Raw genomic sequence first — 14,195 nt, forward strand, 5'->3', positions numbered from 1 at the left:
CGGCCCCGGGCGCGGAGTCGTGTCGTCCCGCGCCGCGGTGGCCACCCGGACCGGGTCAGACGCCGCTGCCGTGCCTGCCCTCCCCGGCGGCGAAGCGTGCGGCCCCCGGCAGCGCGTCGACGGCGAGGGAGGCCATGCCGTGGCGGAACTCGTTGGCCATGGCCGCCTCCTCGTCGAGGCCGTCCTGCTCCAGCAGGGAGGCCCGGTCCTCCCGCAGGCAGGTCTGGGGGAAGGCGGCGATCCGGGCGGCCAGCGCCCGGGCCTCGGTCAGCGCCTGCCCGGCGGGCACGACCCGGTTGACCAATCCGATCTGCAGCGCCTCGGCGGCGTCCACCCCTCGCCCGGTGAGCACCAGGTCCATGGCCCGGGAGGTGCCGATCAGTCGCGGCAGCCGCACGGTGCCGCCGTCGACCAGTGGCACGCCCCAGCGGCGGCAGTAGACCCCGAGAATCGCCGTCTCGTCGGCGACCCGCAGGTCGCACCACAGCGCGAGCTCCAGGCCGCCGGCGACCGCGTGCCCGGCGATCGCGGCGATGACGGGCTTGCGCAGCCGCATCCGTGTGGGGCCCATGGGCCCGTCCCCGTCGGTCTCGGTGCGGTTGCCGCGGTCGGTCCCGATGGCCCGCAGGTCCGCGCCGGCGCAGAAGGTGCCGCCCTCGCCGTGCAGCACCGCCACGGCGGCCTCGTCGTCGGCGTCGAAGGCCCGGAACGCGTCGGCGAGCGCGGCGGCGGTGGGCCCGTCGACGGCGTTGCGTGCCGCCGGGCGGGACAGTCGCACCGTCGTCACCGGACCGTTCCGCTCGACGGTCACCGTCTCGCTCACGACGAGCGCCCCGCGGCGTCGGCCCACAGCGGCTCGCGCAGGGCCCGGCGGAGGATCTTCCCGACGGGGGAGAGGGGGAGCTGGTCGACGACGTGCACGGTCTTGGGGACCTTGTAACCGGCGAGCGCGCCGCGCACCGCGTCCCGCAGCTCGTCGGGGGTGGCGCTCGACCCGGGGCGGAGCGTGACGAAGGCGGTCACCGCCTCCACCCACGTCGGGTCGGGTGCGGCGACGACGGCCGCACCGGACACCGCCGGGTGGGCCATGAGCACCTCCTCGACCTCCCGCGGGTACACGTTGTAGCCGCCGGTGATGATCATGTCGCTGGTCCGGTCGACAAGCGTGAGGTAGCCGCGGTCGTCCAGCCGGGCCAGGTCGCGGGTGGCGATCCAGCCGTCCCCGCTGATCGTCTCGGCGGTGAGGGTGGGCGCGTCGTGGTAGCCGGCCATGCCGAAGGGGGCACGCACCTGGAGCTCGCCGATCTCGCCGGCCGGCAGGGCGCCGCCGTCGCTGCCGACGACCCGGACCTCGGCGTCGACCGAGGGGTGGCCGCACGAGCCGGCCAGGGACGGGTCGGTGTGGTCGAGGGCGTCGAGCACGGTGATCGCCAGGGGTGCCTCCGTCTGCCCGTAGTACTGCACCAGGCGTGGACCCCACACGTCGAGGGCCTGCGCCAGCACCGGGCCGGGCATGGGGCTGGCGCCGTACACCGCCGTGCGAAGGCTGGAGACGTCGGCGCGCTCGGCGGCGCCGGAGGACAGCAGCATGCCGAGCATGGTGGGTACCAGGTTGATCTCGGTGGCCCGGTAGCGGGCGAGTGAGTCCAGGTAGCTGGCGGGGTCGAAGCCCGGCAGGACGGCGGCCGCGCCGCCGCGGATCCAGTAGGGGAGCACGAACGTGCCGCTGGCGTGGATCAGCGACGCCGCGTGCAGCATGACCGAGTCCCGGCCGGGGGAGACCAGGTTCGCCAGGATGTTGGCGCAGATCGCGGCGTAGCTGGCCTGGGTGTGCACCACCGCCTTGAGCGCGCCGGTCGTGCCCGAGGTGTAGAGGATCAGCACCGGGTCGGTGGGCTCGGCGGGCAACCGCGGGTCGGCGGCGCTCGCGTCGGCCATCTCGTCGAGCAGGTCGAGTGCCTCGACGTCGGAGGTCTGGCCCAGGCTGACCAGCCGGAGGCCGTCCACCCGCCCGGCGAGCTCCGCCGCCCGGTCGGCGAGCGCCGCACCGTGGATGAGCATCCGGACGCCGGTGGCGGCGAGCATCCGCGCCTGCTCGTCGGCCGCCAGCCGGGCGTTGAGCGGCACGCGCGCGGCGCCGGCCTTGAGGCAGGCGAAGTCGATCGGCACCGACCACAGCCCGTTCTCGACCAGGAGGCCGACCCGGTCCCCACGGGCCACCCCCAGCCCGATCAGCACGTGCGCCATCCGGTTGGCGGTCTCGTCCACCTCCCGGAAGGTCAGCGACGCATCGCCGCTCATCACTGCCGTGCGGTCCGCGAACCGCCGGGCGCCCCTCCGCACCAGCTCCACCGTCAACACCGGTCACCACTCCCTCTCGAGTCGGACGGCAACTTACAGTCCGTTCGGACGGTTTGTCAGTACCTATCCTGACGCGGTGACGGAGCGACGTACCCAGGAGCAGCGCCGGGCGGACACCCGGGCGCGGCTGCTCTCCGCGACCATCGACTGCCTGGTCGAGCACGGCTACGCCGGGACGACGACGCAGCGGGTGCAGGAGCGGGCGGGGCTGTCCCGCGGGGCGCTGCTGCACCACTTCGCCACCAAGGAGGCGCTGCTGGTCGCCGCCGTCTCGCACGTCGCCGACGCGCAGATCCAGCAGGTGCGCGCCGATGCCGCGACCGGCCGGGTGGCCAGCGAGGTGGACCTCCTGCACCGGGTGATGTCCGGCCCGCTGTTCCTGGCCGGACTGGAGCTGTGGGCCGCCGCACGCACCGAGCCGGTGCTGCGCGCCGCGCTGCTCCCCGCCGAGCGGCGGGTGGGGGCGGCCGTCCGCGACCTGGTCGCCGAGCTGTTCCCCGGCTCCTCCCGGGACCGGACCGAGATCGACGGCCTGCTCGCCCTCTACCGCGGGCTGGCTCTCACCAGCGTCCTGCGCGAGGACGGCGACCGCGACCGGCGCGTGCTGCAGCTGTGGGTCGGCCGGGTGCTCGGCGCCGCGCCCGTGGTGTCCGTGGACCGAGCCGCCCGATAGCCCTCCCGGTGAGTTCCCGGTGAGGATCGCCGCGGGACCCACCGGGCCGGCCGGGGCTACGGTGACCGCATGGCGTCCGGACCGCGGGCGGCGGCTCCGCGCTGGGCCGTCGTGGGGGCGGTCGTCGCGGTCCTCGTCGCGCTCCCGGCGCTGGTGGGCGCGCTCCCGGTCGAAGACTCGGCGGTGCCCGCGGCCGAGCTGCGTGCGGCGGTCCTGGCCTCGCGGGACGTGCAGTACTCCGGGTACGCCGAATCGGCCGGCGGGCTGGCCCTGCCGGTGACCGACCAGCTGGACTCCCTCGCGGACCTGTTCAGCGACCGCACGGAGATGCGCGTGTGGTGGCGGGGCCCCGACGACCATCGGGTCGCCGTCATCACCACGGCCGGTGAGACGGGCATCCACCGCGATGCCCGGGGCACCTGGACCTGGGAGTACGAGCGCGCCACCGCGACGTGGGCGGACGCCACGCCGTTCGCCCTCCCCGCCCCACCGGACCTGCTGCCCGCCACCCTGGGCCGCCGCTTGCTGTCCGAGGCCGCCGACGAGGAGCTGACCCGCATCGGGGCCCGGCGGATCGCCGGGCGTGATGCCCTCGGGCTGCGCTCGACCCCGGCGGACCCCGCCTCGTCGGTGCGGCAGGTCGACGTGTGGGTGGACCGGGCCAGCGGCCTGCCGGTGCAGGTGGTGGTCCTCGGCAAGACCTCCGAGGTGCCGGCGCTGGACACCCGCTTCCTGGACCTGGAGCTGGCGGTCCCGGATGCCGCGACCACGTCCTTCGCCCCGCCCCCGGACGCCCACCTGCGCACCGCCGACCAGGCCGAGATCGTGCTCGAGGCGGGGCGGCGGCTCCCGCCGGTGCGCTTCCTCCCCACGCTGGCCGGGCTGCCGCGCCGGACGCTCGACGGCGCTCCGCCCGGCATCGGGCTCTACGGGCGCGGTGTCACCCTGCTCGCCGTCGCCCCCGTGCCGCGGCTGGTGGCGGAAGCCTTGCGCCGCACGCTGGCGCAGAGCCCGGACGCCGTCACCGACGAGACGAGCACCCGCATCGCGGCCGGCCCCGTCGCACTCATGCTCGTGGACCCGCAGGACGCGGAACCGTACCTGCTCACCGGGACGGTCACCCTCGACGCACTGGTCGAGGCCGCCGCGGAGCTGCCGGTGCTGGGGCGGCAGCGGTGAGCACGGTCATCGCGACCCGCGGTCTGGCCAAGCAGTACGGGCGGGTGCGCGCCGTCGACGGCATCGACCTGGACGTGCGCGCCGGCGACGTCTACGGCTTCCTCGGCGCCAACGGCTCGGGGAAGACGACCACCGTGCGGATGCTGCTGGGCCTCGTCCTGCCGACCCGCGGGGAGATCGACCTGCTCGGCGGGCGGATGCCGCGCGCCGGCCGCCGCGTGCTGCCCCGGGTGGGAGCGCTGATCGAGTCGCCTGCCGCCTACGGCCACCTCTCCGGCAGGGAGAACCTCGCGCTGCTCGACGCCGCCGGCCCCGGTGGACCGCGCCGCGACCGGCGCCGGCGCGTCGCCGAGGTGCTCGACCAGGTCGGGCTGGGGGGCGTGGGACGCCGGCCGGTGAAGGCGTATTCGCTCGGCATGCGGCAGCGCCTCGGCCTGGCCGGCGCGCTGCTCCGCCGTCCCGAGCTCCTGGTGCTCGACGAGCCGACCAACGGGCTCGACCCGCAGGGCATCTCCGAGATCCGCGAGCTGCTGCTGGAGCTGCACCGCGGCGGGACGACGGTCTTCCTCTCCAGCCACCTGCTGGCCGAGGTCGAGCAGCTCTGCACCCGCGTGGGCGTGCTCGACCGCGGCCGCCTCGTGCTGCAGGACGACCTGGCCACCCTCACCGCCCCGACCGGCGCCACCGTCGTCCGCACGCCCGCGCCCGGGCAGGTGCGCGCGGTGCTCGACGGCCGCGTCACCGCCGTGGACGGCGAGCGGGTGGTGGTGCGCGGCGGCGACCCCGCCGAGGTCAACGCGCTGCTGGTGCGCGCCGGCGTACCGGTCACCGGCCTCGCGGCCGATCGCCCGACGCTCGAGGAGGTGGTGCTGGCGGCCGCGGCCACCAGCGCCGACCGGGTGGAGCGCGCACGGTGATCGCCGTGGAGCTGCGCAAGCTGTTCCGGCGGCCGCGCACCTGGGCGACGATCGCCGTGCTCAACGCGCTGCCGGTGCTCGTGGCCGTGCTGCTCGTGCTCACCGACCTGGCCCCGCGGCCGGGCGAGGGCCCGCCGTTCCTCTCTGCCGTCCTCACCAACGGCGCGCTGTACCCGCTCGCCGCGCTGGCGATCGTGCTGCCGCTGTTCCTGCCCATCGCGGTGGCGGTGGTCGCCGGCGACTCGATCGCCGGCGAGGCGCAGGCGGGCACGCTGCGCTACCTGCTGGCCCGGCCGGCGGGGCGGACCCGGCTGCTGGTGGCCAAGCTCGTGGCCGTCCTGGCCTTCGTGCTGGTCACCGTGGTCGTGGTCGCGGCCGTCGGGTACCTCGTGGGGACGACGCTGTTCGAGGCGCGGCCGGGTACGGGGACGTCGGTGTCGGGGACGTCGCTCAGCGCGGAGGAGCTGGGCATGCGCACCGTGCTGGCCGTCGGCTACGTCGGGGCGTCCATGCTCGGCGTCGCAGCGTTCGCGCTGTTCTTCTCGACCCTCACCGACTCACCGCTCGGCGCGACGATGGGCGCGCTCGCCGTGCTGGTCACGTCCTCGCTGCTGTTCACCCTCGACGCCGCCTCGCCGATCGCGCCCTACCTCCCGACGCGCTACTGGCTGGCGTTCGTCGACCTGTTCCGCGACCCGATCCTGTGGCGGGACATCACCCGCGGGCTCGCGCTGCAGGCGGTCTACGTCGGCGTGCTGCTCGCCGCCGCCTGGGCGAACTTCACCACCAAGGACGTCACCAGCTAACCGCTCAGGCGGGCGCAGTCGGCGGCGTCCAGCGCCACCGGCTCCCCGGCGGTGAGCTGCTCGAGCACGATCGACTGCACCAGCGGGTCGCCGGGCAGCTGCCCGTGCCCGACCCGGCTCTCCGCGCACACCGACTGCACGGTCAGGTTGAGCGCACCGTCGAGCCGGGCCGAGTCCGGCGGGGTGACCGTGCGGTCGAGCGTGGTCCAGACCGACACCCAGCCCACGTCACCCGGCGTCTCGTCGCCCGCGTTGAGCCGGGCGAGGACCGGGCTGTCGGTGGCCAGCTGCCGGCACCCCTCCGGGCAGGAAGACGGCGCCACCTGCCCGGCCAGGTCCGCGAGCCCCGTGCCGTGGTGCGGCGAGCCGAGCGTCACGACGCGGCGGGTCACCTCCGCGCCGCCGTCGGCGACCCACAGCCGGGCGATCACCCCGCCGGCCGAGTACCCGACGACGTCCACGCTCTCCTCGCCGGTGCGATCCAGGGCCGCGCGGGCGGCCTCGTCGAGCGCCGCGGCAGCCTCGCCCAGGTCGCCCGTGCCGTTCCCGGGCAGCGGCACCACGGTGGCGTCGCGGCCGGCCTGCTCCAGCCGGTCGGCCAGCGCCACCAGAGACGCCGTCCCTCCGCCGTACCCGGGCACCAGCAGCACCGGCCCCGGCCGCGCCTGCGGACCCGGGCCCGGGCCCTCGACGTCGGTGGTCCGGGTGGCCAGCAGCACGCCGAGGCCCACGACCGCGGCGGTGACGAGGACGAGCACCGCGACGACCAGACGGCGGCGGGCGGGGGAGAGACCGGCGAGCACTCACCTACTGTCCCTGGCGGAGGGGCCGGCGTCACCGGAGGGCGCCGGTCGCGGGAGGGGGCGCCGTGCTGAGCCGTGACGAGTACCTCGAGGCCTGGTCGCGCTGGCACGGCGGCGCCGACACGCAGGCACCGATCGTGCGGGGTTGGCTGACCCTCGCGCACGCGCTCGCCCGCCCGCTCGCGGCGCTGCCCCCGTCGCTCGCCACGGCCGCCGGCGTGGTCGTCGCGGTCGCGGCCGTGCCCCCGGCGGCCGCGGGCGGCGCCTGGCTCCTCCTGGCCGGCGTGCTGGTGGGGCTCTCCGGCCTGCTGGACAGCCTCGACGGGGCGTTGGCGATCGGTACCGGGCGCGCCTCCCAGCGCGGCTTCGTCCTGGACTCCGTGGTCGACCGGCTCACCGAGGCCGCCTACGCGGCGGCGCTGTGGGTCGCCGGGGCGCCCGGCTGGCTGGCGGTCGCCTTCGGGGCGCTGTGCTGGCTGCCCGACTACCTGCGCGCCCGCGCCGGGCAGGCCGGTGTGGACCGGACCGGCCCGATCTCGCTGTGGGAGCGGCCCACCCGGGTGGCCATGGCGGGACTGACGCTCGGCGGTGCCGGGGTGGTCAGCGGGCTGGAGGTCGCGGGGGTCGACGGCGCCACCCTGGCCGTCACCGCCGGCGCCGCCGCGGGCCTCCTCCTCGGCGTCGTGGGCACGGTGCAGCTCGGCCGGTGGCTGGGGGCCGAGCTGGCCGGTCCCGGTGAGGACGTCGCACCGCCGCACTGACGGCCCTCGGGGCGGCGGCGTCCGTGCGCGGCACCTAGGGTGTGCGGTGCCCGACCCTCGCCGTTCCTCTCCCGTTCCCCGCCCGGTACCCGCGGCGCAGCGGGCCGGAGGCAGCCCGACCCGGAGGAGCGCCCCTCGTGCCCGTCGTCGTCACCGGATCCATCGCCACCGACCACCTGATGACCTTCCCCGGTCGGTTCACCGAGCAGTTCGTCGAGGGGCAGATGGAGAACGTCTCCCTCTCCTTCCTCGTCGACGACCTGGTGCAGCACCGCGGCGGCGCCGGGGCCAACATGGCCTACGGGCTCGGCCTGCTGGGGCTCGCACCCGTGCTGGTGGGGGCGGTCGGCAGCGACTTCGCCGACTACGACGCCTGGCTGTCGCGCCACGGGGTGGACACCGGCAGCGTGCACTGGTCGGAGCTCAAGCACACCGCCCGCTTCGTGTGCACCACCGACGAGGCCAACAACCAGATCGCGTCGTTCTACTCGGGCGCGATGGCCGAGGCCGCGCAGATCGAGCTCGCACCGGTCGTCGACCGGGTGGGCGGTCCCGACCTCGTCGTGGTCGGGCCGAACGACCCCACCGCGATGGTGCGCCACACGCAGGAGTGCCGGCAGCGCGGCTACGCCTTCGCCGCGGACCCCAGCCAGCAGCTGGCCTGGGCCGACGGCGAGATGATCCGCGAGCTGGTGCACGGCGCGGAGGTGCTGTTCACCAACGAGTACGAGTCGGCGCTGCTCCTGCAGAAGACCGGCTGGACGGCCGACGAGGTGCTCGCCCGCGTGGGCATCTGGGTGACCACCCGCGCCGCCGACGGCGTCCTGGTGCGGCGGGCCGGCGAGGAGCCGCTGTCGGTGATCGCGGTGCCCGAGACCAAGCCGGTGGAGCCCACCGGGGGTGGCGACGCGCTGCGCGCCGGGTTCATCGCCGGACGGACGTGGGGGCTGGGCCTGGAGCGCGCCACCCAGCTGGGCTCCGCCGTCGCCACCGCCGCGGTCGAGGTCATCGGCACGCAGGAGTACGACCTGCCACGGGAGAGCTTCCTGGCCCGCTTCGCCGAGGCGTTCGGGGCCGAGGCCGCCGACGAGGTCGCCGCCCACCTGCCGGGCTGACCGCGGTCACTCCCCGCGGACGGCTTCCCCGATCGCGGGGTCCTCGGCCCACCGGCGGTAGGGGATGCGCGCGATCTCGCGGATCTGGCCCACCGTCGTCCACTCGTTGCCGCCGAGCCGGGCCAGCGGCTTGAGGTGCTCGATCCGCGGCCGCCCGTCCCGCACGGCGTCGGCCCACACGCTGATGTGCCGGACCCGGCCGAGGACGACGGTGCTGTCGCCCAGCCGCAGGGTCGAGTGCAGGACGCACTCGATGGACACGGGGGACTCCGCCACGCGCATCGCGGCGACCGTGTCCGCGGGCTCGAGCCGCACCCCGGCCTGCTCGGCCTCGCTGGTGTCCGGCGGGAAGTCGGTGGCGGTGGCGTTGACCTGCTCGAAGAGGGCCTCGGGCGTCAGGTTCACGGTGAACTCGCCGGTGGCCTCCACGTTGCGCAGCGAGTCCTTGCGGCCCACCGAGGTGAACTGGACGACCGGCGGGTCGACGCAGGCGACGGTGTAGAAGGAGTGCGGGGCGAGGTTGTGCACGCCGGCGGCGGAGCGGCTGCACACCCACGCGATCGGGCGGGGCACGACGACGGAGTTCAGCACCCGGTAGAAGGCGCCGGCGTCCATCGCGGCCGGGTCGAACGAGGTGCGTGGGCGCTGCTGCTCGGCGGAGGTCACCGGCTCATCGTCGCCGACGCCGCCGGCCGGGTCGCGCCGACGGGTCGGCCGCGCCAGCGCAGGGTGCCCCGCCGACGCCCCCGGACCGACCGGATCATCAGGACGTCCAGGGCCAGCACCGACACCGGGTGCGCGAGGGCGTCCGGCCAGGCGCGCGCTCCGCTGGCCCGTGCACCGGCGAGGCGGCCGGCCACCCCGGCCAGGTAGCCCACCAGCCCGGCGGGCGAGCCACGGAGGGCAGCCAGGGGCGGGACGACGTAGACGGCGGTCAGCGTGGCCGCGGCCGCCAGCCCGGCCACCGGCGTCCCGCCCACGGAGGCCCACAGCGACTTCGCGTAGCCGTCGCGGACCGCTGCCCACCCGTCGTACATCCGGCAGGCGGCGAGGCACGAACCGTCGATCGGCACGCCCCGCCCGCCGGCGCGCTTGACCGCCCGCAGCAGGGCGATGTCCTCGAGCACCTCCCCGCGCACGGCCGCATGGCCCCCGGCGCGCTCGTACGCCGAGCGCCGCACCACGAGGAACTGGCCGTTGGCGGCGGCCAGCGACGGGCGGGGCGAGCGCTCGGCGAGCCGCAGGGGCAGGGTCGTCAGCCAGAGCCACGGGGCCAGGGGCTGCACCAGGCGCTCCGCCGGGCCCACCGCCAACGGCCGCGGCCACGGCGAGACCAGGTCCAGGCGGTGGGCGTCGAGCACCGCCACGGCCGCGGCGACGGCGTCGGGGAAGAGGCGGACGTCGGCGTCGACGAACACCAGCACCTCGGCGTCCCCGGCCTCGGCCGCCCCCACCGCGCAGGCGTGCGGCTTGCCCAGCCACCCGGCCGGCAGGGTCGGGGCGGTCACCAGCCGCACCCGCGGGTCGCCCACGGCCCGGACGACGTCGGCGGTGCCGTCGGTGGAGCCGTCGTCGACCACGACGACCCGGAGCCGCTCGGCGCCGCGCTGGTCGAGCAGCGCCGCCAGGCAGCCGGCGACCTGCTCGGCCTCGTCGCGCACCGGCAGCACGACGGTGACCGGCCGGTCCACCGCCGGGGGATCCGCCGGCGGGCGGCGCAGCAGCGCGGTGTTGACGGCAGCGTGCACGGCGCCGGCGACCGAGACACCGGCCAGCGTGCGCAGCAGGCGCCCGCTCACGGCCGCCCCGCGCGCCGGCGCTGCAGCGCCAGGACGGCCAGGACGCAGGCGCCCAGCGCCGCCCCCCAGGCCGCCGAGCCGGGCAGGCCCAGCCAGCCGGCGTGCGCGAGGGCGCCGCCGAGGGTCATCCACGCCAGCGCGAACAACGGGGCGCCCGGGCCGACGCGTGGTTCGCTCGCGGTGCGGGCGACCAGCACGTCGAGCAGCGTCATCAGCACCAGCCCGGCCAGCAGCCACCCGGCGAGGTTGGTCAGCGGCACGGTCTCGATGCCCGGCAGGCCGGGGGAGGGGTGCTCCCACGTCCAGTAGCCGGCCTGCACCAGCTGCGGGTCGAGGACGACGTCCCACGCCGCGAAGACCGCCGCCGCCCAGGCGACCCGCGCCGGCCGGCGGCGGCTCGCGCGTACCGGGCGGGCCAGCACCTCGCCGAGCAACCAGCTGGGCCAGGCCATCATCAGCCAGGCCAGCGGCACCAGGAACGGGACGCCGAGCAGGGTGGGGCCGAGGACGTCGCTGTAGCGGTAGCTGCCGTAGGGGAACCCGGTGGCCACCCCGACCGACTCGAACGCGATGGCGACCGACGCGACCAGCACGAGCACGGCCAGCCCGGTGCGGGCACCCCGGCTCAGCCCCGCGTGCGCGACCGACAGCGCCGAGCCGAGCAGCACGATGCCCCAGGAGACGACGTCCCGGTCGGGGCCCGAGGTGAGCGGGTAGGCGATCGCCGTGGCGACCAGCGCCGCGACCAGCAGGACGGGGACCACGCGCGCCGCGGTCGGTGCCGGCGGTGCCGCGGTGGTGGTCGTCACGCCCTTCCCGCTCCGTCCCGGATCCGGCGGACCGCGCGGCCGGCCGCCGCCCGCGCGCGGGGCAGCGCCCGGCGGTCGGCGAGGACCGTGCGGGCCGCCGTCCGCCCGGAGTTGCCCGAGACCCCGCCGCCGGGGTGGGTGGAGGCGCCGGAGAGGTACAGGCCGGGGAGCCCGGGCACGCGGTAGCCCGACAGGCCAGGGGCCGGGCGCAGGGCGAACATGCTGGCCAGGCCCATCTCCACGTGCATGACGTTGCCACGGGGGAGGGACAGCTCCCGCTCGAGGGCCAGCGGGGTCTGCACGTACGTCTCCCGGACCGAGGCGGCGAACCCGGGGGCGTGGCGGTCGACGGCCTCGATCAGCCGCCGGGCCTCGGTGTCGGCCAGGGCGTCCCAGTCGCCGCCGTCGGCCAGTGCGTACGGGTACCACTGGCCCCAGATCGTGACCACGTGCCGCCCGGGCGGGGCCAGGGTGTCGTCGCTCGCGGAGAACGACATGGCCAGCGGCACCGGCTCGCGGGGCAGCTGCCCGGCACCCCAGTCGCCGTGCGCGGCGGCCAGCTGCGCCCGGTCGGTGCAGAGCAGCTGGAGGCCCTGCAGCGCCTCCGGCCCGGCACCGGGGTAGGACGGCGGGGCGTCGGTCAGGGCACGGACCACCAGGCCGAAGCCGTTGCCGACCGGTGGGGCGGCGTCGGCCAGGACCGGCGGGGCCGCGTCGCCGGCCAGCTCCCGGGTGACGCCGATGTGGCAGGCGGCCACCACCGCCGGGGCCCGGACCACCCGGCCGGCGCGGGTCTCGACGCCGGCGACCCGGCCGTCCTCCACGAGCAGCCGCGCGGCGCCGTCGCCGAGCACGACCCGGCCGCCGTCGGACTCCAGCCGCCGGCGCAGCGCCTGGGTCAGCCCGCCGGAGCCGCCCACGGGGTGCCCGGGTGGGACGTCGTGCAGCAGCGCCACCCAGCCGACCATCGCCGCGGTGCCGGGCTCGGACATCGGTGGGCCCGACTGGGCGCCGAACCACGCCAGCGCCGCCTTGAGCCGCTCGCTGCCGAACCACTTGTCCAGCAGGGCGTCGCCGGAGCCGAGGAAGTCGACCGCCAGCTTACCGCCCGGGGTGCGCGGCCGTCCCTCGGTGGGCGCACCCAGCGGCCAGAACGACCGCACCAGGCCACCGGCCGACGGTGCGCGGCCGAAGGAGGCGACCACGGCCCGGCTGCGGGGACCCCAGACCTCGACGAACCGGCGGTAGGCCGCGGCGTCGGCCGGTCCGCAGGCGGCCGCGATCGAGGCGCAGGTGGCGTCGAGGTCCACGGCGAAGACCAGCGGCCGGCCGGCCGGCCCGGGATCGCCGGGCGAGGGGGCCGGCGCGAAGCCCCACGGGTCGCAGTCGACGTAGCGCAGCCCGTGGGCGGCGAGGTCGAGCTCCTCGACGATGCCGCTGTGCCGGACGATGACGTGCGCGCTGGACCCGCGGTCCACGCGGACCCCGGGCCAGCGCTCCACGGTGGAGACCGCCCCGCCGAGGACGTCGTCGGACTCGACGACCTCCACGGACAGGCCCTCCCGGGCGAGGTAGCAGGCGGCCACGAGGCCGTTGTGGCCGGAGCCGACGACGACGACGTCCACGGGTGCGACGTCCACGGGTGCGGCGGGTTCGGGGGCGGTCACGACCGGGAGTTCGTCGCGGAGGGGTCGCGCGGATGCAGCGGCAACCGTGCGCCCAGGATCGCGAAGGGGCGGGAATCGCCGGGGAAGTGGTAGCCGCGGGCCAGGTCGACGAACCCGTCGGCGCGGTACAGCCGGAACGCCTTGGTGTCGGCGTCCGGTGTGGAGAGCAGGGCGACCGGGTGCGGCAGGCCCTCGACCAGCGCGTGCAGCAGCCGCCGGCCCAGCCCCTGGCTCTGCGCGTCGGGGTGGACGTGCAGCTCGCAGACCTCGAAGGCGCCGGGCAGCCACTTCTTCGCCGTGCGGCGGTCCAGCGCCGCGCGCACCTGGTCGTGCCACCACTGCCCGGGGGCGATGAGGTAGCCGTACCCGAAGCCGACCAGCCGCTCGCCCTCCGGGGTCTGCGCGAAGGCCCCGACGGCGCGGAAGCCGGGCCGTTCGGTGTGCTGGATCGCGTAGCCGTACCGGCCGGCGACGATGCCGGAGTCGTAGCCCATGGCCAGCCCGTAGATGGCCAGCACCTCGTGCATGTGCTCCCGCATCCAGGGGACGGGGAGCTCGAGGATCCGGGTGGCCGGGCGGGTGCCCGTCACGGCGCGACCCCGGTGGCGTCCGACAGGTCGCCGCCGCCGACCGTCGTGGCGGTCCCGTCGAGCGGACCGCCGCCCACCTCGGCCGCGGTGCCGGCGGTGATGCGGAGCAGCTCGTCGTAGCTGGTCGGGAAGACCGCCGTCGGGTGCCCCGCCGCGGCCCACAGCCGGTCGTACCGGGCGAGCTCCACGTCGACGAGGGTGCCGAGGGGGGCCGGATGCCCCACCGGGGCCACCCCGCCGATGGGCTGGCCGGTGTGCTCGCGGACGACGTCCGCGGGGGCGGGCGCCAGGGAGCCGACGCCGAGCAGCGCCGCGACCTGGACGACGTCGACGCGGTGCGCGCCGCTGGTGAGGACGAGCAGGGGCGCGCCGTCGGCGAGGAAGAGCAGGCTGTTGACGATCGCACCGACCGGCACGCCCAGCGCGGCGGCGGCTGCGGCCGCGGTGCGGACCTCGGCGGGGAGGACTCTCACCTCACCCTCGGCGCCGGCCGCGGCGAGGGCCCGGGCGACGGCGGCCACCCGGGGGTGCGGGGGTGGGCTCATGCACTGATCCTGCCACCGCCCGGAAAGAGGCGCGCCCGGTGTGTCCCGTCCGGCGGGGGGTGCGGGCGCGGTCGACGGACACGCCGTGGCCCGGCTTGACGAGGGGTGGGCGCTCGGGTCTACTGGTCGTCGTTCGAACGCGTGTTCGAACGACGACCGGCCCGTCCTTC

General features: G+C 76.5%; 15 protein-coding genes. 6 read left to right on the plus strand and 9 right to left on the minus strand.

Features of this window, described 5'->3' with window-relative positions:
- Positions 1-55: 55 nt before the first annotated feature.
- The gene (locus ACI799_RS09690; RefSeq protein WP_456589504.1) at positions 56-823 is read right to left on the minus strand and encodes a crotonase/enoyl-CoA hydratase family protein; all 768 of its coding nucleotides are present in this window, start codon (positions 821-823) and stop codon (positions 56-58) included.
- Positions 820-2,361: a class I adenylate-forming enzyme family protein gene (locus ACI799_RS09695; protein WP_456612965.1), complete on the minus strand. Its 1,542-nt coding sequence runs from the start codon at positions 2,359-2,361 to the stop codon at positions 820-822. Before ACI799_RS09695 ends, ACI799_RS09690 begins: the two co-directional genes overlap by 4 nt.
- Positions 2,362-2,437: 76 nt before the next feature.
- On the opposite strand from ACI799_RS09695, the gene ACI799_RS09700 reads away from it, so the two are divergent.
- From ACI799_RS09700 to ACI799_RS09715, 4 genes are all read left to right on the plus strand, one after another.
- Positions 2,438-3,034: a TetR/AcrR family transcriptional regulator gene (locus ACI799_RS09700; protein ID WP_456589502.1), complete on the plus strand. Its 597-nt coding sequence runs from the start codon at positions 2,438-2,440 to the stop codon at positions 3,032-3,034.
- A 69-nt stretch (positions 3,035-3,103) separates the two neighbouring features.
- A complete protein-coding gene (locus ACI799_RS09705) occupies positions 3,104-4,213 on the plus strand; it encodes a LolA family protein (protein ID WP_456589501.1) in 1,110 nt (369 codons plus the stop codon).
- The gene (locus tag ACI799_RS09710) at positions 4,210-5,130 is read left to right on the plus strand and encodes an ATP-binding cassette domain-containing protein (protein WP_456599769.1); all 921 of its coding nucleotides are present in this window, start codon (positions 4,210-4,212) and stop codon (positions 5,128-5,130) included. Before ACI799_RS09705 ends, ACI799_RS09710 begins: the two co-directional genes overlap by 4 nt.
- 5 nt (positions 5,131-5,135) lie before the next feature.
- Positions 5,136-5,936 carry an ABC transporter permease gene (locus ACI799_RS09715; RefSeq protein ID WP_456612966.1) on the plus strand — a complete coding sequence of 267 codons (801 nt, stop codon included), beginning with the start codon at positions 5,136-5,138 and terminating at the stop codon, positions 5,934-5,936.
- Here the strand turns inward: ACI799_RS09715 and ACI799_RS09720 are convergent.
- The gene (locus ACI799_RS09720; RefSeq protein WP_456612967.1) at positions 5,933-6,739 is read right to left on the minus strand and encodes a lipase family alpha/beta hydrolase; all 807 of its coding nucleotides are present in this window, start codon (positions 6,737-6,739) and stop codon (positions 5,933-5,935) included. The two genes, ACI799_RS09715 and ACI799_RS09720, sit on opposite strands and share 4 nt — an antisense overlap.
- Before the next feature lie 65 nt (positions 6,740-6,804).
- Here ACI799_RS09720 and ACI799_RS09725 point away from each other — a divergent pair, with 65 nt between their 5' ends.
- Together ACI799_RS09725 and ACI799_RS09730 are read left to right on the plus strand one after the other, a co-directional pair.
- Positions 6,805-7,500 carry a CDP-alcohol phosphatidyltransferase family protein gene (locus ACI799_RS09725; RefSeq protein WP_456589497.1) on the plus strand — a complete coding sequence of 232 codons (696 nt, stop codon included), beginning with the start codon at positions 6,805-6,807 and terminating at the stop codon, positions 7,498-7,500.
- A 137-nt stretch (positions 7,501-7,637) separates the two neighbouring features.
- The gene (locus tag ACI799_RS09730; protein ID WP_456589496.1) at positions 7,638-8,615 is read left to right on the plus strand and encodes a carbohydrate kinase family protein; all 978 of its coding nucleotides are present in this window, start codon (positions 7,638-7,640) and stop codon (positions 8,613-8,615) included.
- A 6-nt stretch (positions 8,616-8,621) separates the two neighbouring features.
- Here ACI799_RS09730 and ACI799_RS09735 read toward each other — a convergent pair whose 3' ends face one another.
- The 6 genes from ACI799_RS09735 to ACI799_RS09760 are packed head-to-tail and all read right to left on the minus strand — an operon-like array spanning position 8,622 to position 14,025.
- On the minus strand, positions 8,622-9,281 hold the full coding sequence (locus tag ACI799_RS09735) for a flavin reductase family protein (RefSeq protein ID WP_456612968.1): 660 nt from the start codon (positions 9,279-9,281) through the stop codon (positions 8,622-8,624).
- Positions 9,278-10,414 carry a glycosyltransferase gene (locus ACI799_RS09740; protein WP_456612969.1) on the minus strand — a complete coding sequence of 379 codons (1,137 nt, stop codon included), beginning with the start codon at positions 10,412-10,414 and terminating at the stop codon, positions 9,278-9,280. Before ACI799_RS09740 ends, ACI799_RS09735 begins: the two co-directional genes overlap by 4 nt.
- Complete coding sequence (locus ACI799_RS09745) at positions 10,411-11,223, minus strand: carotenoid biosynthesis protein (RefSeq protein WP_456612970.1); 813 nt, start codon at positions 11,221-11,223, stop codon at positions 10,411-10,413. Before ACI799_RS09745 ends, ACI799_RS09740 begins: the two co-directional genes overlap by 4 nt.
- Entirely contained in the window at positions 11,220-12,890 is a 1,671-nt protein-coding gene (locus ACI799_RS09750; RefSeq protein ID WP_456612971.1) for a phytoene desaturase family protein, read from the minus strand. Before ACI799_RS09750 ends, ACI799_RS09745 begins: the two co-directional genes overlap by 4 nt.
- Entirely contained in the window at positions 12,887-13,480 is a 594-nt protein-coding gene (locus ACI799_RS09755; protein WP_456589491.1) for a GNAT family N-acetyltransferase, read from the minus strand. The genes ACI799_RS09750 and ACI799_RS09755 overlap by 4 nt, the downstream gene beginning before the upstream one ends.
- Positions 13,477-14,025 carry a YbaK/EbsC family protein gene (locus ACI799_RS09760; RefSeq protein WP_456589490.1) on the minus strand — a complete coding sequence of 183 codons (549 nt, stop codon included), beginning with the start codon at positions 14,023-14,025 and terminating at the stop codon, positions 13,477-13,479. The genes ACI799_RS09755 and ACI799_RS09760 overlap by 4 nt, the downstream gene beginning before the upstream one ends.
- Between the last annotated feature and the right edge of the window lie 170 nt (positions 14,026-14,195).

The sequence above is a fragment of the Blastococcus sp. SYSU DS0753 genome (assembly GCF_054051175.1).